Here is an 18,423-nt window from a genome sequence, read left to right on the forward strand (position 1 = left end):
GTGATGTATGGCTGTAGATTATTTAAATCTGCGTGGATACATTTTACTATTAACCTCTTTAGCCGCTTTAATCATAGGCGCATAGGGCGTATCAGCTACGTTAACAAATCCCACATTGTAGTTTTCACCATCATACGCTCGGCCGGTAATGGGCGAGTCCATGTACTGGAACCAATGCGCGCCAACAAAGTAAGGGTTATCGATTACTGAGTGCATGTAGTCTATGTACATTTGTGCGCGATCTTCTTGAGTCGCAGCCTGTATTAAGCCTGGGTGGAATAAACCATTGTCACGCGCGCCCATATGAAACTCACCAATGATACTGGGCATATCAATGTCTTGGAGGAATTCCCACGATTTCGGATGAATACCCTCTTTGTAAACATTGTACGACATCACATCAACGTGCTTAGCAGCAGCCTCAACAATCTCCATTGGTTTGCCCCAACTTGGAAAGCGCGCGCCTAAATACATATGATTAGGCATGTGTTTATCTAAAGCTGCATTCACTACGCTAAAATACTTTTCCCCGTAGTGAAACAGCATTTCACTGTAATCGGCCAGTTGTACTTCATTTCGAATACTGGAATCTATACCCGCATTGAAAGCCCCCCAAGAGGCAATCTTAGTTCCCCAAGCCGCGTTTAGTGCTGAAATACTGCCGTACTTTTTCTTCATTAACCCTGTAAATGCAGCTTTCGTTGGTACGTCTTTGCCGTCTCGCGTTAACGTATTGATGACGATGCCGTAACGCGCTTCATTACTTTCACTGCGCCCAAAGCTCTTTTCGTTGTCAATAAATACCCCTACACACCAAGGACTATTGTTGACCTGTTCAGCCACATTAGAGGCGGTAACATCGGCTCTTCTAGCAAACTCAGGGTCGAACACATCTGGTAGTGGTGACCAAAAGTCGTTACCACTAGATACCGTTTTAAAATCACCAATGATCCAACCGTTAGCGAAGTAAGGCACTTCATTATTTTGGTAAAAACGAGGATCAGTCCAGTTTCCTAATGAACTAAAACCCCAATTCTTCATCCGTTTTAACGTAACTTGTTCCCAAGCTTCTAAGGGGTCTTGCTCACCGTATTTGCGCTCTAAATTGGACGCATAAAAGCTAAAGGTTTCGCCTTTTTTAACTGGCCCAGAGTGTGCACTAGCACGATACCCAAACCACTTACCTAATGGCTCGTCGTAGCTTGGTAGCCAGTTGAACATATTCGCTCTAACATCAGACACTATGTGTCTGCTGGGTATGGCTTCGTCATTTACTCGATTTAGCCCTTTAGAATCTTCTGGAGTTACACCATCACCGCCGAGGTCAACTAATCCATCGTCAAACCCATAACCTGTCATAGTCGACGTATTAGACAGCCTTATAATATCTAAACCTGTTGCAAAATAAAGGTAGCCTTCTGGGTCAACCATCGCCCATTTACCGTCGATCTTTTCGGTTCTAAAGTACCCCGTAGCCCCTAACTTTGGCCCCTCTTTGTATCCACCGAATCGAGAGCGGTCTGGCATGAGTTTATTATCAAGTTGCTTTGCTTCCGTCTCTCTAGCTTGAATAAGCTCTTCTTGAGAGTGGATTTTACCTGGAAACTCAACGGTGGCATTTTGACCATACTTGTCTACAATCTTCGTCAAGAAGTCGGTATTCATCTCAGGATTTGGTCGCAGGCGAATATTGCTAAGCTCAATATGCTTGTCGAATAACGCACTCTGTACCGATAAACTGATTTCGGTAATGCCTTTAAGGTTTAGATTTTTCTTCCCCCACATCGAGATAAACTGCACATCACCAGACTCCCATGTTTCAGGGTTAGAGCGTAAGCCAGATAAAAAATTGAGCTCTTGGTTCACATCGCCATCAGGGGTAGCAAGATCATGACCGCGCATCTTAGCGTAATATGTTGCTTTTTCGCCCACAGGAACGGCCACACTTCGCGTATAAGTGGCACCATCTATATCGGTAATATTTAAAAACAGCTGTACCGAATGGGGCCCAGGGTTTTCAATATCCATTGCAAGGTTAAAGTCGTCAAATTCACTCAAGTCCCAAGGTTCACTGGGCTTTATATTGACCCCTGAATTAGGATTGTCCTTGGCTAACAACGTGACCTTCATACCGCGACTTGTAAAGTTAGCCTTTGCGTTCACCAGTTCTACCTGAGAGTCGATGATCTCTTTGGTCAGCTGTATTAGAGGCTGCTCTTTTGACAATGAAGCGCTAGCTTCAATTGAGTCAGATTTGCTGGCAGTAAACGTAGGCGCCTCTTCTGATTTTTGACATCCCAGTAAGCTGAGAGAAAGCGCCAAAGCTATTGCTGTTTTATTCATCCTATATCTCACACTTTGTTAACAATTGAAATCAGTATACCCACATCAGGTTAAACATTAAACTGTTAACAATATAAATAAATCCTATTTACCATAGTAAAAGCTATTTCACTGTAAATTTTCTGCAAATACTAGCCCCAACGCCTCAAAAACTGGACATTCCACATAATAAAGTTAACAATTTACCATTACTCCTACTACTTTTAATTATGATGAGGTTTATGAAAAACAAGATTCTTTCTGTTCGGGACCAAATTGCAGATGTGTTGCGCTCAGATATCATCTCTGGAGAACTCGCATCGAACACGAAACTGAACGAGATCCAGTTGGCTGAACGTTTTGAAGTATCACGAGGGCCTATTAGAGATGTCATATTAAAATTGACCAAAGAAGGGTTACTAATTAGTAAAAGCAATGTGGGTGCATCGGTTAATAGCCCCCTTTCTCCTGAATTACAAAAGCTCAGTATCGACCTCAGAAAGAGAATTGAAGAATTCGCGGCAAAAGAGGTCATTGGAAGTGCAAGCGCAGAACAGATTGCCCATATGGATATTCTCATCGATAACATGCAAGAGCATTTTGAAAAGCAAGAATATACAGAACTTACCAAAGCTGATATTGCGTTTCATCAGTATTTTATCGAGCTCGCAGGAGGAGAAAACTTGTTTAACCTTTGGTATCCCATTGTGATCAGAATGCGGATGAATTATCAGCGCATCAAAACCTCTAGCAAGCTGGTAGAGGAGCATCGTGATATTGTTGAGGCATTCAAATTAGGTGATGTTAAACAAGCTGTCGCGGCAATACGTAAGAATATAAAATAGTGCAAACAATGGACAAATAACCTCGTTTAGGGATTGTTCACTCATGTTTATCGTATTTATAGGCCCAAATTAGTGGTGAGCCGGTTCGCCGTTTCTCGAAGTAAAGTCAGGTTTTCTCGATTATCAGTCACTTCGTTAACATGGCTCAAGTGGCTTATCATCAACGCAGCAATTTGTTTACCCTCATGCTGCCCCACTAAGCATACTGACTCTCTAATGCCTAAAATATGTTGGCTCGACGCATCCAATTGCTTCGCCTCGGCGATGGTGTCTAGTTTATTGCCAAACGCTCGCTTTTCTTTCTCTGAAAATGTTTGCCAACTTGGCTCATTTCGTAAAATCATTTGTTGCACATCCTTATTGCTGTGGGCGAGCAGTACATTACCAGGGTTCGATATAAGTGAAGAAAAACGACTTCCTTCAGCGTAGTTGAGAGAAACACTGTATGGGCTTTTAGCCTGCACTAACACCATAGTTTGGCTTTGATACAAAACAAAAAGCTGGCAGGACAAATGACATCGTACAGCAAGATCTTCCATTAAGGGCAGCGCTTGTTTACGTATTTCATCTAATGGAGAGATAGAACGGGAAAGATTATATAGTTTGAATGACAATGCATATTTGCCATTAAATTCATCTCTCGTTAAGTAACCATTTTCCGTTAAATTTACTAAAATACGATAAATTTGGTTCGTACTGCGACTGATACCTTTGGCTATTTCCGCTTGCGTACTAGCCTTACCAGAACTGGCTAAAAACTCCATAATCTCAAAGCACTTATCTAATGCTGGAACGGCGTACTTTTGCTTTTCCATAACTTTTCCCTGCTGTTATTTACCAGTGAATTAAAAATAATTTTTGTGTCTTGAAACCATGTAAAACAATGGACTTATTAATTCATATATAAAAGCCATATTTTTATATGAATTACCCATTGCATTAATGCCAATTTTACTCAATATTGTCAACATTAAACACATAGTATTAGAGGCAAAAAATGAGTCAAATAAACTTATCACCGCAGCAAATTTCTGATTTTCACCGCGACGGATACGTAATTGCTCGTAGGTACTACAGCCAACAAGAAATTGAAAAATTGCAAGATACCGTTTTCAATGATGATGGTCTTTATGACAAAGCGTGGGACAAAAAAGATGCTTCAGGCACGGTGAGTAAAGTGTGTTTGTGGCAAGAACTTGGGGATGATTTTTACTCCATGTTTTCTCGCGGTAAACGCCTTGCTGATGCTGCTGAAGACATACTGCAAGAACCTGTGTTTCACACCACAACTAAAATTATGATGAAAGAACCTTTTGTAGGTGGCGCGTGGGAATGGCATCAAGACTATGGTTACTGGGCGAATGATAATTACCATCTGTACCCCAAGTTAGTTAGCTGCATGATAGCGATTAACCGTGCAACGATTGAAAATGGCTGCCTTCAGGTGTTAAAAGGGTCTCATCATATCGGCCGAATCAATCATACAAAAACTGGAGACCAAAAAGGGGCTGACATGACCTTTGTAGACGAGGCACTAAAACATTTAGAGCTGGTCAATGTTGAGCTTGAGCCCGGAGATACCTTGTTCTTTCATTGCAATTTACTGCACAAATCAAATCAAAATAAATCTAAAGATCCAAGGTGGGTGATGATTGCCGCCTACTGCGCCGAATCAGCTAAACCTTTTAAGGAAAATTCACTCGTGTATAGACCATTAGATAAGATTGATGATGACGCTATTGCGTTATGGCCTGACATCGCGTCACTTTAATACTTAGCCAGACTACGCCTTAGCCTTGATATAAGCCTTGGCACAGTCAATCCGTTCTAACAAAGTGATAAGCAAACGTTTACTTAAAACGTTTGCTTAACTCCCCGTCATGCTAGCATTTGAGTAAACGTATGGGATGCATTGCATCCGCCTTCCACTGTGCTAAATATAAATTACCGTCTTTATCTTGCTCGAGTCCATGACAATGATAGAAGTGTTTTTTATCGCTTCTTACCGGCGCGCCATGCTCAGGCAGCTCACCGCCTAAAACCGATACCAAAGTCTCGTTCTCATCAAAGATACATATCACACCTGAGTTCAATTCAGGAGCTGAAGTGTCGCCTGTCCAACATACTGCAGCTATCATATGCTGGCCATTAAAAAGAGGCGCATGAATAAATGCCCCGGGTACGTGTAGGGTACGTATAAACTCACCATAGAGAGTATACCATTTCAGGCAGTGGTCAGCTCTTGAACTCACCAACAATAAAGGCGTCTCACCTCGGTAATCTAGCGTAATGCCATGTCCGTTATTGATATTTTCAGCACTATTGGCATTCTCTTTTCCAAACTTTTGTAAGTAACGTCCATGCTTATCATAGTGCAAGATGTAGTCACTGCCGTATCCGTCTACAACATAAAAGTCGCCGGTTTCGGTAACCACCATATCGGTTGGATTAAATGGCATGCCATCACGATAGGCCCCCACTGTTTGAGGGTGCCCTATGGAAAACAGCACCTTTCCATCTTTATCTAGCTTGGCTACAGAACCAGCTTGCTGGCGCATTTTATTAAACGGTGAGTCCCATTTATCGTAACTTGTACCGTCCCACTTACTGTTTAATACCCAGCCGCTATCAACGATAAAAATGGCGGTACTGTCGCCATCAGGCACTACTTTGATGCCATGAGCGCCTGGCCATTGCTTACCCCATGCATCAATCACTTTTCCGTTACTATCGTATTCAATAACATTGTGGTCGAGATTATCAGTAACCAGTAAAAGCCTATCGTCTAAAAACGCTAACGCATGCGCATTTTCAGGTTTGGGTTTCGCAGGATTTTGTTCGCCCCACATCTCATCAATTTGATAAGTCCAATCGTTTTGTCCTAGCAAGGTTTATCTCCTTCTCGATAATTTAATACAGAATGACTTCGCCCAATGCGTCTTCGTACATCTTTCCGTCACTTGAAGTAAAAATGGCGCGCAAGGTGTAGAAATGCCCTTCGGGCAACAATGATGTTGGCGCTAAGCCCGTCGTTTGAATGCGTGCGGTTGCTTTACCTTTTCTGCTGTATAGTGCGTTATCATCTACTACAACGCGGTCTTCTACTGGAACATGACTCGACGTTTGGTGACGCAACCAAAATTGTACCCCACCTTCATCGGCGGCTATTACTTGGTGCTGCCCGCCAGCATGGTAATCAGCCGTTAGCGCTATTGGCTCGCCAATCGCAATCCCTAGCTTGGCAAGTGCACTTTTACCTTTAATTTTGATGAAAGGAGCCTGTGCAGCGTCAGAGTTTGAATGGGGTTCTTCAAGTTGATGCACTACTGGATGTACTGAGGATATTGATGGTTTGGCAAGACCGAAATTTACGCGCTTATTAATGTCTGGATGCAAAATTTTCTGTGTTTCGCCATTTCGCCAGCGCACGGTTATTTGTTCTATCTGTTGAGCAGTACCCACGCCAAAATGAACAATGTTGAGGAAGCTTTGGGAGAATATTTCACCAGCTGAACCAATTCGCCGAAACTGTTTTCCTTCAGATGTTTCAACTTCCACATGTGCGCCTAAGGCGTCTACCTGCTCATTGGGTGAGTAACCTACCTTAACAAGGGTATGCCTTCCTGCATTTTTGGAAGTGTTGCGGTATAAATTCCAATAGCCATGTTCACTGCCAGATAGTAAATCTACCTTTCCATCTAAATCGAAATCAAAGGCTTGTCCCATGTCTCCAAAGCCAGGGCCCCCATGGTCACTAGCGCCATGCATGGTCGTAGTCTCAAAGTAACCCTTACCGGTATTAAGAAACATGTTGTCGGCAATACGCCTGTCTACGCGCCCCCATCGGTACACAAAGAGATCCTGAAAACCATCGTTATTAAAATCCCCTGTTGTTACGCCTAATGCGTTGCCGCCTACTGGTATTTGCCACTGGTTAGAAACATCCACAAATTGCCCGTTTCTGTTTTCAAGGAGGATATCCTGCTCATTTCGATTATCTGGCTCAAATGCCGTATTGGCCTCATCTATACCTTTGAGCGTAAAGAAGTAAGACCAAAATATATTGCCGTTTCTTACCAGCTCAGCTTTCCATTTACCTTTACCGGTGTGGCCCAAGTACACACCGTTCGCATTGCGCTCAGAAGGCCAACCCTGCGCCATAGAAGCATTAAAACTAAACTCTCCACCTGAGGGCACCCTATGAGGCTGTTTATTACTTCCAAGAAAGACCGGATAGTCTTTTCCTCTAAAGCCAGACTGCCCGAGAAAATAATAATTGGTTAAGGTGATCTCGCTTTCAGCATTAAATGAGAATTCATCGATACCTTTATACCCACGGGTTTTTATTGCGAAGGTCTTTTCAACTGGGTCGAAATCAACGGAGGGACTTTCACCAAAACCATGCTCAAATTTCTTACCGCGGGCTAAATAAAGGTCTAGGTCCCCATCGTTGTCAATATCAATGTCAGTCATTGCCATGACACCTACAGCGTCAGTCACTGATAAGGGCAGCATTGTAGTAACATTGTCATACCCAAAGTCGCCGTTGCCTTGCCAAAGAGAAAGTGGGCTATACATGACGATATCGTCTATACCATCGCGGTTAAAATCGGTCACCAAAGTACGGGACGCGGTAATATCTTCTAGGCCTTTCACACGGCGCTGGTTAAATCGGCCCTTTCCCATGTTTTCAAAAAATAGGTGCTGCGGTGACTGTTTGTATAAGCTGGTTTCATTCATGATGAACAAGTCGAGATCACCATCTAAATCCATATCAATCCAGCGAGCCCCTCGACCTCGACCACCTTTATTTATTCCTGCATCACCGGTAAAACGCACAAGGTTGATATCATCGTTAAGGTAAAAATAAGACACCGAAGGGTTTTTGCCATTCCCACCGCCTCGGCTTAACAACAAATCTAAATCGCCGTCTCGGTCATAATCACCGAGCGCCGTACCATGTAAATCCTGCATAAACCAACGAGATAAGTTAGTGTGATATTTAACGACAGTGCCATCGCCGTTGTTCAAATATATCTTGCTGGTTTCAGCGTTATGATTATTAAGTACGAGATCGTAGTCTCCGTCTTGATCAAGATCAGCAACACTTGGGCCGCCATACTTCAAAGACGTTACTTTGTCTAAACCCGCCGTCTCGGTAATATCTTCAAACTGTGGCAAATCACCGAATTCCACATCATCGATATGCCAAGAAAGTATGTTTATTTGTGCATTTAACGTGCGCAGCGACAGCGAGATTTCTCCCGTTTGATCCACATCGACTAACGCACTAATCACCTGCTCGCCTTGCACTGGCACATTAAGGTTATCGGCGAGTAATTTTGTCCCCTGATAAAGTGAAAGGTTGGCGTAAGACTTAAGATTATCAACGATAAAGGTAATACGTTTAGGCCCGAGTGTATCGGCGACAACCACAATCTCTACTGGCGCTTCTGGTGTCAGCACTAAGGGATTGTTGGCGGTGACTGTGGTCGGTTGTGATGTGCCACAACCATGCAGTACACACATCCCCCAAAAAAACGCGAATGCCATTATTGATTTTTGTTTGATCATCTTACATGCCTCTTTACTGATAAACGGTGAACAGGTGTCACGCGTCTGCATCCTTTATCTAACAGCTCAGCAATCTCGTTGTCTCTGGGTTAAAAATCAGCCTTTCGAGTATCACTGCCTTTCATCGAAGGTATACGCTATTCCATTAAAACAAATTGTCTACAATTTACAATATACATTGGAGTGACAAGAATTTCACCCACTCTCGTATTCTGTGAGTGCGATGGTTGGTCAACTACTTCGATAAATTGTTAGTCAGAATTAAGCGTGGTTAAGTCAATTGAAGGGTCGATAAGTTTTTGCGGGTCTATAACAGCATGGGCTGCAATCCATTTACTGCCTAACACATAAGCTTTAGGAGAATTAATTGCCTCAACGCAACACAAGGTATCCCCTTTAAAATGCCAAATTGAACGAGCATGCTCTGAATCTATTCGCAGAATACGGGTGTCAGCGCTTTGCATGAGGCCTGCTATTTGCAATTTGATATCGAATTGATCTGACCAAAACCAAGGTATGGCGCAGTATGCTGAAGGCGTTATGTCGGTTCTACAATTAGTATCTAGATTCGTTTTTAGCGTAATATTTTTGGCTGCAATTTTGGCTTGATCCAAAGCATTTTGTACCGATTCAATATGTGTATCGTTTCCGTACTCAGGGTGGGGAAATACGGTGCAATCACCTATCGCCCAAATGATATCGTTACTTGTTTGCATGCGACCATCAACGCGGATCGCGCACTTCTCTATTTGCAAGTTTGCACTGGCCGCCAACTCAGTATTTATGCAAACTCCAGCACCAATTAATATACAATCTACAAGAAGGCGTTTACCGCTATTACACACAACGTCATATTGCGCAGTGTCTTCTTTTTTTAGGTTTACTTGCGAAGCACTCGGCGCGACAGATACAACAGATTCATTGCACATGACATTAACACCTTGGTGCCTATGTAAGGTTTCGACAAATTGTGAAATCTCTTCGCTAGCGACTCTAGCCAGTGGCCGACTTTCTCGCTCAATCACGGTTACTTGCGCTCCCGCTTTTCGAAGTGATGCTGCGGCTTCAAGCCCTATATAACCTGCGCCAATCACAACAGTGTGGAAATCAGCTATGGGTTTATTTGGATTATTCACTAATGCTTTCAGTGCCATTGCGTCATCGGCATTTCTCATCACGAGTACATTGTTTTGCGTATTTTCTCTCGCGTTTTCAAAACACCCGTTAAGCCCATCAATAGGGGGAATGATTGGTGTAGCCCCTGTAGCCAAAACCAAATGAGTAAATACTAATTTACGCTGCTCGAAAGGTGCACTAATGCTTTTAACATAAACCACTTTCTTATCAGTACTGATATAGGTAGCGTTCACACCCAATAACAGTTCGATGTTAGCCTTGGTATAGGCGGCTTGTGACTTGAGCTTCGGTGGAGGTTCACCCACTGGCACGCTCAAGTAGGCTTTTGATAATGGAGGTCGATGGTAGGGAAGGTGCTTCCCCCCATCAACGAGGAGAATTCGCCCAGCGAAACCTTGTTTACGCAATTCAAAAGCACACGTCACGCCTGCATGACTTGCACCAATAATAATGCAGGTTTGTTGCGTTGAATTTTCTTCAGCAGTAGCCAAAAACGTCATCACCTAGTCCCTTACTACAGTCACGCTAATGCCATCTATATCCTCTGATAAGGGCACCTGACAGCAAAGGCGACTCGTGCCTGAGACGTCATCGGTTAATTCCAACATGTCCTTTTCAATCTCATTGGGCTCGCCCACTTTGGCAAAGTCATTTTGAGCAATATGGACATGGCAGGTAGCACAAGAACACACGCCCCCACAATCACCATCAATGCCAGGCACATTGTTTTCTAAGGCCAGTTCCATCATAGAACCGCCTGTGCCTTCAGCGACTATTTGTTCGCCATCGGCAGTATTGAATGTTACTTTGATCATTATCTTCTCCAAATAAGCGGTAAGCCTTCGCTCAATTACGGGTTTTAAACATTTTTATGCGCGCTTGTGTAATCGTACTAGCAATTTATGAAAACCAACTTTGCGAGCAACCTCTCCCCACTGCTCAATATTTTCATTAGCTTCAACCACCTCGACTCTTGCTACGCGCTGGGCTAATTGTCCCACCCAAATTCTGAGTAATGCTCTTGCATGGGTAGCCCCTAAACAGTTATGAATGCCAAAACCAAACGCGACGTGAGGGTTCGCTTTACGGGTTAGATCAACTTCATTGGGTGCCTCAAATACGGATTCATCACGATTTGCTGATGCCCAACACAGTGAAATGCGAGAGTCATTCGCCACATCATGCCCCGCAACTTGGGTGTCTTTTGTGGCTACTCGCCCCATATGGGTTAACGGTGAAAAATAGCGCAGCAATTCTTCTACTGCGCTATTGAGGTTTTTAGGGTGCTCATTAATAAAATTCAGCGCGTCAGGATTTTCTGAAAAGTAGGCAAGGGAATTGGTAAGGGCATTAATGACTGTGTCTCTGCCCCCTGCAAAAGTAAGTATCATTATCCCTTTGATTTCTTCTTCAGTTAGCGGTTTACCTTCCACTTCGGCGTGAAGTAATTCGGTGTAGATATCTTCACCTGGCGCCTTTTTGGCATGCGCTATTTGCTCGTCGAGATAGTCGTACAATACATTCGCTTTGCTCGCATCTAAGGGGTTATCGTCACTTCTAAATACATGTGTTCCCCAATTAATCCATGTTTGCGCTTCTGTCATAGGTACATCAATGAGCACGGTTAGCGCCCGTGACTGTAAAACCAAGGCAATATCGTTTACCGCATCATGAGTAACCATTTCGGGAGAGCAGAGCTTGTTTATAGCAGTATGATTGTCGAGGATGCTATCGAACATACTGCTAACAATGTCAGTCAGTTTGTCTTGGTAGGCTTGCCCTGCAGGCCTTTTGAACCAGGGTTCTAGTAGCCCCCTAAAACCTTTATGGGCTGGCGGGTCTAGTTCAAATGGGAGTTGACGTATATCACGAATTGCCACCTCTGAAGGTACAACAATGCGACCGGGAATTGCCCCCGACTGGAACAGTTGCCAACTGTGAGCCGCTTTTCTAACGTCTTTCAAACCCAGTAGCATCTTTACCGGGTCGCCCTGATCGTCTATATCAAGTACGCCATCACCTTGTCGCAACGCAGTAAAGGGGTCGTCAAACTGACTCACATTGCCCATAACATGTTCAGACATAGGGCACTTTGAATTCTCGCTCTCACATTGCTGATGTGAGGGCGTTACATGGCTCTCATTGCTGTTCTTCGTTTGCATTCTCCGTGCTCCTTAATACCCTGTTAAACAGAAGTGCAGTACGAATAAACTTTAGCAATATCGATTGGGTATTAATGGCACCTCAATGCAAAGAAATATCAAAAATATGTCGAATTAGTAGAAAAACGCTTCTTAAATGGGCTTTAAATAGCATTACCATGCTTTACTGGAAAAAGAGGTGCGGTATTGCCTTGGTGTTACTGAGAAGTGTTTTTTGAATTGGGATATAAAATGAGAAGGACTAGAAAAATTTAGTTCGTAACTTATTTGGGTCACAGTTAAACCCGACTGGCTAAGTAAGCGCGCGGCACTATATAGCTTATGCTTCATCGTATACTCAGAGTAATTAACCCTGAAAATATGTTTAAACATTCTAGAGAAATGCGAAGGCGATAAATGACATGCTTCAGCCGCCTCTGTTACCGATAATTCTACCGCGGTACTGTTCTTAAATTGATTGATGACAGGCAGCATTTTTTCGTAAAGCGGGGAACGTGTAATGGGTTGTGACTGACTTGCTTCCACAGAGGTTGCATATTCAGCAATGGTACAAATTAACAGATTCAAGAGCGTGATGCTTCGTGGGCTAAGGGGGTCGTGGTGATAACTTTCATAAAGCCACTTTACCTGTTGCTGAATCTCGTTGATGCGACGAGCAGGTAATCGCAAATGCAAACCGTGGTCAAAAAAAGCACGTACGTTAGACATGTTTTTTGTTTCCAGCACGTGAGGTTTAAACTGTACGATAAACCAAGACTTTCCTCGAGCAGTACACTCAAAATTGTGTGTTTCTGCCGCTGGCGTAAAAACAATGTCGGAGTCTTTCAAGGACGACTCGCCTTGGCTGTAAAAGTAACTGCCCTCAATTTTTTCAAATATTATAAATTCGTGAACTTCGTGGAAATGGGTAGCGCAGTCGTAAGCCTCGTTATCTGCAAATTCCACGTGATGAATTTCAAACTCCTCCCCCTGCTCGATGCAATAAGGTTCGCAGTAAACACCTTGAATCATATAAATGCCCCCATCAACAGTAGTATCGGGCTGAAAACTTTATTTCAAGTGGCAAGAGGCGACAATCATATCTCGTCGTTGATACCATCTTCCCCTTAACCAAATTTGTATTTCGCACAATACTAAACAAACTAACCGGCTTCATTTTGAAACGTGCCTGCATCGAGTATCTGTTTTCGGGTTTTGAACTTGCAGATAAAATTCCAATTCCAGCTAGCATCATATTTGTGACATAGCCCCCAAGTTAGACCCGGCGCCTGGCTTTCATTTGTGCCGTCTCTGAAAAGCCCAATCGCTTCAGGTGCCCCCTTTATGTAGGCTTTAATATCGAAATTGATACCGTCTTCAGCAAATTGAATCGTGTTTTTTTCAGGGCCGTCGGTGGTAAGTAATGAAGCAATACCGCCGTTGTAATTCCAAACCACCACTTCATGCCCACTGTTTGAAATAGGGTTATAGTCTGATTTCTCATAAGGCCCAAACGGAGAATCAGCGACAGCAACGCCATGCTTAATTTCACGCCCGCCCATGTTCATCTCCTCCCCCATGGTTTCACCTTTATAGTAGAGATAAAATCTATCTTTAAATGCTAATAAACAGGGGTCGTGTACTTTATGACTATCAAAGCTACCTTTCGACAAAACATTAAATCGATTGTCTTCACTGCCCTTCCACTCGCCATCTTGAGCGGGCGATAAAATTGGTGCTTTCGATTTATGCCATGGCCCAAAAGGCGTATCGGCCACCGCAATAGCGATATGCTCGAACTGTCGATTGGTATAAGGCGCCTTAACAGTCTGGTAAACGAGATAGAACTTATCGCCATGGACTAAGACTTCAGGGGTGAATACCGCTCTGTCGTCATAATCACCGGATTCGCCGCGGCCAATTGCGATACCGTGCTCTTTCCATGTTTCACCGTCTTCAGAGGACGCATGCCATACTTCGGTTAAATCCCACGGAAATACTTTGTCGTTGGAATTACTCGAATTAAAGCCTACGGTTTCTCCTGTACCTCGTGTGTACCAACAGTGATAGACACCATCAACATTAATGACAGACGACGGGTCACGTCTTATTACGCCTTCTTCAAACGCGAAGTCGCCTTTCAGTGGTGTAACATCAAACTCAGTCATCCAATCAGGACCTAATGAATCATACCCTCGCGCTAAAGCACGTTTGCTGGCTAAACTTAGTTTTTCACCCATCGACTAATACTCCTTCATTGCAATTGGCTAGGAAACGCGCCTTCACGCTAGCCAGTGCATCTTTACTGATAATCGCGCCTGCGTGTTGCACAACTTCTCTTGCGGCAGCGTCTGCTGCTTTAATACTAAACTCGATACTTTTTTCAGCCAGTCGGTTTGCCAGATACACTCCGGCAAATGAGTCACCTGCGGCAGTGGTATCTATTTGGCTGGGCGCGGGGTTAAAAGCTTGATAATGCACTAAGCCCCCCTCCTGATAGCCAAACATACCCTGCGCACCAGCCTTAACCACGTATTCGTTACAGCCTACGCTACTTAAATAATCCACCACATCTTGCACGCAACCGTGATGATAGACGCTCTTATGATCGTCAAGGCCAGGCAGCGCAATATCTGAAACACGGTAAGCACGGTCAAACCAAACTTGTGCATGCTGATAACCATTCCACATTGAAGGTCTGTAATTTGAGTCAAACGCAATCAAGGCGCCTCGATCGCGATATTGCTGAATAAGTGTGAGTAGTTCATTTTTATCGGTATCACTTAAAATACTTAGGCCAATACCACTAAAATAAACCATGTCGATGGGGCCTAATTCTGGCGGTTCGATCTTATGCAGTGACATCATTACTTTAGCCGCAGACTGGTCGCGCCAATAATCAAAGCTTCGCTCGCCAGACTCGTCGGTAACAATACTATATAAACCTACGTTTCTATTTTTACTGCGGGCTACTCCCACAGTATTAATGTCATTTTGCTCGAAAAAAGACATCATTTTAGTACTGAAAGTATCAAGCCCAACCGCACTAAAGAATATGCAATCTATTTCGGGTACCCATCGTTTGCTGTATATCAATGCATTCAATGTATCTCCGGCAAAACCTAATTTACAGCTATCGTTTCCCGTATGGATAAGTTCGACCATACACTCCCCTACAGCCATCAATCGCTTGCTTTGAGTACCTTTATCGACGTTCATCAAATTAGCCCTTTGCAAATTGCTTATTGGCAAAATAAGCTTCTATTTCTTCAATCGTTTTATTCTTTGTTTCCGGCATCAATTTAAAGAGCACAAGGAAGCCCACTACCCCGCATATGGTATAAAACAGGAAGATATCAGCAGCCCCCATGTTGCTCAGTTGCCAAGGGAAGAATTGTTGTACTAAATAGCTGACTAAACTCGCTATTAATGCGAATACAGGAATCGCGATGCCACGGATACGAGTAGGGAAAATTTCAGAGAACAATACCCACATCACCGGCCCTATTGAGAAATGGAATGCGGCTATAAAGCTAGAAATGCCCACCAGCACCAACATACTATTCATGGTGGTTGAGGCCTGTAATATCTCGCTTTCGAATTCTTTAGCCAAATCAAATCCAATGGTTTGCTGCAACGCGTGTTTAAACGAGATATCAGATTGATAGACAATGCCTTCTAAGCTTTTAAGGTCCGCAAGTTTGTCACTGGTGTGCAGCTGAGATAACGCTTCGATATTCACTTCATAAATCGCACTTTCAAAACCGATGTAGCATGCAAATAAACTTAAGGCCGCCCATGCAAGCCCCCAAATGATAAGCGGCCTGCGACCTAATTTATCTATCAACATGATAGCTAATGCTGTGAAAAACAAACTGATTAACCCAATAATTGCAGCTTGAAAGAAGGCCGCATCAGAGCCTATTCCCACCTGTTCAAAAACAGTAGGCGCATAAAACATAATGGCGTTAATTCCCGTGATTTGCTGAACAATCGCAATCGTGAACCCCACTAATGCAGCAGTTTTAGCTGGGCCCGAGAATAAAATTTTAAAAGACTCTTTTAATGTTGCGCTGCTGCCCCCTTCTTTAGCAAGATTACGCTTAATATCATGCAGTTCTTCACTTGCCTGCGCTGCTGGCATCATACTTTGCATAACTTCTAACGCTTCCTCATCACGCCCTTTCATCACTAACCAACGAGGACTACGTGGAATTTTAAACAAAAGAAAGAACCATATAATTGCAGGCACAATTTCTACCGCTAGCATCCACCGCCACGTTGCGGTGTCTATCGCCATTGCCTGTACCCAATCAAGTTCAGATTTACTTAATTGCACAATGCCATAGTTGGCAAAATAGGCGCATGAGAGCCCTACAACAATATTTATCTGAATCATAGAGACCAGCTTCCCTCGCCACTTCGATGGCGCCACTTCACCAATGTACATGGCTGCCACTGATAGCGAGGTAAAAGCAAGACCACCAATAAAGCGAGCCGCCACTAAGGATTCAAAAGAAAATGCCATTACTGAGAAAACGGCAGAGAACAAATAAAGAAACGAAATAACAATTAACGTAGTTCGACGCCCAAATTTGTTGCACAGATGACCCGTTACTAATAAAGCGAACAGTACACCAAAACCTGGCGCACTCACTACGGCACCAATTTCAAGGTCTCCCAAGCCAAATTCCATGCTAATAAATTTAACCGTACCTGAAATAAGCGCGGCGTCTAATCCAAAAATAAAACCACCGAGGGCTACAATGATCGCATTGGCAAAAATTTGTCTGGTGTTCATCAGTACTCATCTTTATAGTTGTTAAGTCGACGTTAAAAATCGCAAACCCGAATTAACATACATACTAACTCAACTAACAACAATTGTTAACAATAAAATATATACAAAAAGATTTTGTTAATGTATTTCCTATTCGCCCCAGTGATAACTATTCCAATTTTCTTAGCCCCAGCTCATTTGTAATCGTATGCGCTAAGTTACATCGCTTTTTATATTCACTCATTGCTATATAAAGCTACAAGTGTCGAATGGGCTTATCTTCCAATAGCACTAATACGTTTTTTTCTTCATTGATAATGATGTTTTTAGTCTTGTTCTTACTCCATGACTTCAATGTTATTTTTATTATTCCAACCTTTATTTGAACCTCAGTTTTCTCAAATTAACATTTCCCTTACGGATAAAAGTTTGCTATTAATTGTTAACAATGTACAATTAATAAATTGTTATATGTAAGGATGGTAACGTGACCGCAGTCCCTATCAACACATCGAGGCTTTCTGCAAGTAGTATCAAAGACGTTCAAGTCAACTACTACCTTATTCCTTTGCCAGAGGTCTTAAGTGATGCCAAACATGGTGATCACACACACTTCGAGCTAGTTACTTGCACAATCACTTGCAATGACGGCGTATCTGGAACGGGTTATACCTACACAGGGGGCAAGGGCGGGAAAGCAATTTATAGCCTTGTAAAGGACGATTTAGCCAATTTTTTACAAAGCAAAGATGCCGATTGTGTGGAAGCTATTTGGGAACAAATGCAATACCACTTACATTATGTCGGTCGTGGTGGGTTAGCGAGTTTCGCAATTTCAACTATTGATATTGCTTTGTGGGACATCCGCTGCAAACGAATAAATCAACCACTATGGCGTCTTGCTGGCGGCTTTGACAATCGCACCCCCTGTTATGCTGGAGGCATCGACCTAAATTTTGATGAGAATAAGCTAAAGTCCCATATCGAAGGATATTTAAATAAGGGCTTTACTGCCGTAAAAATCAAAGTCGGCAAAGATGATGTAGAAGAAGATATTGCCCGAGTCGCCGCTATAAGAAAGCATATTGGCAGCGATATCAAATTTATGGTGGATGCGAACTATTCTATGTCCCCTGCTCAAGCTATTCGCTTTGCCAAAGCCATCGAGCAGTATGATATCCATTGGTTCGAAGAGCCTACTATTCCCGACGATTATCAAAGTTACGCACGAATAGCTGAGGCTACAAGCATACCCATCGCTATGGGTGAAAACCTACATACCGTGTACGAATTCAATTATGCCATTCAACAATCAAAACTCGCCTACTTACAACCCGACGCATCGAATATAGGCGGTATAACAGGTTGGCTTAAAGTGGCCTCTCTTGCCCATATTAATAACTTAAAAGTTTGTAGCCACGGCATGCAAGAGCTGCATGTTTCACTAATGGCATCACAACCTAATGCAGGGATGATGGAGTATCACTCCTTTCCTATAGACACATATACGACACACCCGGTTTCCCTTGATAAGCAAGGCTATGCATTGGCACCGAACGCCATAGGTACGGGTGTAACTTTCGACGACGTGAAACTCTCACCTTATCAAATAAAGTAAGGAATT

Annotated in this window: 14 protein-coding genes; 3 read left to right on the forward strand and 11 right to left on the reverse strand. The window is 43.1% G+C overall.

Going from position 1 to position 18,423, the window contains the following annotated elements; all coding sequences use genetic code 11:
* Positions 1–18: 18 nt before the first annotated feature.
* Positions 19–2,343: a beta-galactosidase gene (locus tag J8L84_RS06510; RefSeq protein WP_211069971.1), complete on the reverse strand. Its 2,325-nt coding sequence runs from the start codon at positions 2,341–2,343 to the stop codon at positions 19–21.
* Between the two features lie 212 nt (positions 2,344–2,555).
* Between J8L84_RS06510 and J8L84_RS06515 the strand changes: the two genes are divergently transcribed.
* On the forward strand, positions 2,556–3,167 hold the full coding sequence (locus J8L84_RS06515) for a GntR family transcriptional regulator (protein ID WP_211070045.1): 612 nt from the start codon (positions 2,556–2,558) through the stop codon (positions 3,165–3,167).
* 56 nt (positions 3,168–3,223) lie between these two features.
* Here J8L84_RS06515 and J8L84_RS06520 read toward each other — a convergent pair whose 3' ends face one another.
* Positions 3,224–3,982: a helix-turn-helix domain-containing protein gene (locus J8L84_RS06520; protein WP_211069972.1), complete on the reverse strand. Its 759-nt coding sequence runs from the start codon at positions 3,980–3,982 to the stop codon at positions 3,224–3,226.
* Positions 3,983–4,164: 182 nt separating this feature from the next.
* Here J8L84_RS06520 and J8L84_RS06525 point away from each other — a divergent pair, with 182 nt between their 5' ends.
* A complete protein-coding gene (locus tag J8L84_RS06525; protein WP_211069973.1) occupies positions 4,165–4,938 on the forward strand; it encodes a phytanoyl-CoA dioxygenase family protein in 774 nt (257 codons plus the stop codon).
* Between the two features lie 112 nt (positions 4,939–5,050).
* Here J8L84_RS06525 and J8L84_RS06530 read toward each other — a convergent pair whose 3' ends face one another.
* The 9 genes from J8L84_RS06530 to J8L84_RS06570 form a co-directional block, all read right to left on the reverse strand.
* Positions 5,051–6,055, reverse strand: coding sequence for a 6-bladed beta-propeller (locus tag J8L84_RS06530; protein WP_211069974.1), 1,005 nt, complete (start codon positions 6,053–6,055; stop codon positions 5,051–5,053).
* Positions 6,056–6,077: 22 nt separating this feature from the next.
* Positions 6,078–8,741: a CRTAC1 family protein gene (locus J8L84_RS06535; protein ID WP_247670595.1), complete on the reverse strand. Its 2,664-nt coding sequence runs from the start codon at positions 8,739–8,741 to the stop codon at positions 6,078–6,080.
* 251 nt (positions 8,742–8,992) lie between these two features.
* Positions 8,993–10,378 carry an FAD-dependent oxidoreductase gene (locus J8L84_RS06540; RefSeq protein ID WP_211069975.1) on the reverse strand — a complete coding sequence of 462 codons (1,386 nt, stop codon included), beginning with the start codon at positions 10,376–10,378 and terminating at the stop codon, positions 8,993–8,995.
* A gap of 3 nt (positions 10,379–10,381) precedes the next feature.
* The gene (locus J8L84_RS06545; protein WP_211069976.1) at positions 10,382–10,693 is read right to left on the reverse strand and encodes a 2Fe-2S iron-sulfur cluster-binding protein; all 312 of its coding nucleotides are present in this window, start codon (positions 10,691–10,693) and stop codon (positions 10,382–10,384) included.
* Positions 10,694–10,747: 54 nt separating this feature from the next.
* Positions 10,748–11,962, reverse strand: coding sequence for a cytochrome P450 (locus tag J8L84_RS06550; protein WP_211070047.1), 1,215 nt, complete (start codon positions 11,960–11,962; stop codon positions 10,748–10,750).
* A 231-nt stretch (positions 11,963–12,193) separates the two neighbouring features.
* Positions 12,194–13,051: an AraC family transcriptional regulator gene (locus tag J8L84_RS06555; protein ID WP_211069977.1), complete on the reverse strand. Its 858-nt coding sequence runs from the start codon at positions 13,049–13,051 to the stop codon at positions 12,194–12,196.
* Between the two features lie 131 nt (positions 13,052–13,182).
* Complete coding sequence (locus J8L84_RS06560) at positions 13,183–14,259, reverse strand: family 43 glycosylhydrolase (RefSeq protein WP_211069978.1); 1,077 nt, start codon at positions 14,257–14,259, stop codon at positions 13,183–13,185.
* Entirely contained in the window at positions 14,252–15,238 is a 987-nt protein-coding gene (locus J8L84_RS06565; RefSeq protein WP_211069979.1) for a sugar kinase, read from the reverse strand. Before J8L84_RS06565 ends, J8L84_RS06560 begins: the two co-directional genes overlap by 8 nt.
* 4 nt (positions 15,239–15,242) lie before the next feature.
* Positions 15,243–16,820 (reverse strand): MFS transporter, encoded by a 1,578-nt coding sequence (locus J8L84_RS06570; protein WP_211069980.1) that lies wholly within the window; start codon positions 16,818–16,820, stop codon positions 15,243–15,245.
* A 466-nt stretch (positions 16,821–17,286) separates the two neighbouring features.
* On the opposite strand from J8L84_RS06570, the gene J8L84_RS06575 reads away from it, so the two are divergent.
* Positions 17,287–18,417: a mandelate racemase/muconate lactonizing enzyme family protein gene (locus J8L84_RS06575; protein ID WP_348771819.1), complete on the forward strand. Its 1,131-nt coding sequence runs from the start codon at positions 17,287–17,289 to the stop codon at positions 18,415–18,417.
* The last annotated feature ends 6 nt before the right edge of the window (positions 18,418–18,423 follow it).

The organism is Alteromonas sp. MMG017 (genome assembly GCF_018100795.1).
Lineage (GTDB): Bacteria > Pseudomonadota > Gammaproteobacteria > Enterobacterales > Alteromonadaceae > Alteromonas.

Bases quoted from the DNA above. Each gene is read 5' to 3' on its own strand.
- J8L84_RS06510 (WP_211069971.1), bottom strand. From the start codon at position 2,343: ATGAATAAAACAGCAATAGCTTTGGCGCTTTCTCTCAGCTTACTGGGA.
- J8L84_RS06515 (WP_211070045.1), top strand. From the start codon at position 2,556: ATGAGGTTTATGAAAAACAAGATTCTTTCTGTTCGGGACCAAATTGCA.
- J8L84_RS06520 (WP_211069972.1), bottom strand. From the start codon at position 3,982: ATGGAAAAGCAAAAGTACGCCGTTCCAGCATTAGATAAGTGCTTTGAG.
- J8L84_RS06525 (WP_211069973.1), top strand. From the start codon at position 4,165: ATGAGTCAAATAAACTTATCACCGCAGCAAATTTCTGATTTTCACCGC.
- J8L84_RS06535 (WP_247670595.1), bottom strand. From the start codon at position 8,741: ATGATCAAACAAAAATCAATAATGGCATTCGCGTTTTTTTGGGGGATG.
- J8L84_RS06540 (WP_211069975.1), bottom strand. From the start codon at position 10,378: ATGACGTTTTTGGCTACTGCTGAAGAAAATTCAACGCAACAAACCTGC.
- J8L84_RS06545 (WP_211069976.1), bottom strand. From the start codon at position 10,693: ATGATCAAAGTAACATTCAATACTGCCGATGGCGAACAAATAGTCGCT.
- J8L84_RS06550 (WP_211070047.1), bottom strand. From the start codon at position 11,962: ATGTCTGAACATGTTATGGGCAATGTGAGTCAGTTTGACGACCCCTTT.
- J8L84_RS06555 (WP_211069977.1), bottom strand. From the start codon at position 13,051: ATGATTCAAGGTGTTTACTGCGAACCTTATTGCATCGAGCAGGGGGAG.
- J8L84_RS06560 (WP_211069978.1), bottom strand. From the start codon at position 14,259: ATGGGTGAAAAACTAAGTTTAGCCAGCAAACGTGCTTTAGCGCGAGGG.
- J8L84_RS06565 (WP_211069979.1), bottom strand. From the start codon at position 15,238: ATGAACGTCGATAAAGGTACTCAAAGCAAGCGATTGATGGCTGTAGGG.
- J8L84_RS06570 (WP_211069980.1), bottom strand. From the start codon at position 16,820: ATGAACACCAGACAAATTTTTGCCAATGCGATCATTGTAGCCCTCGGT.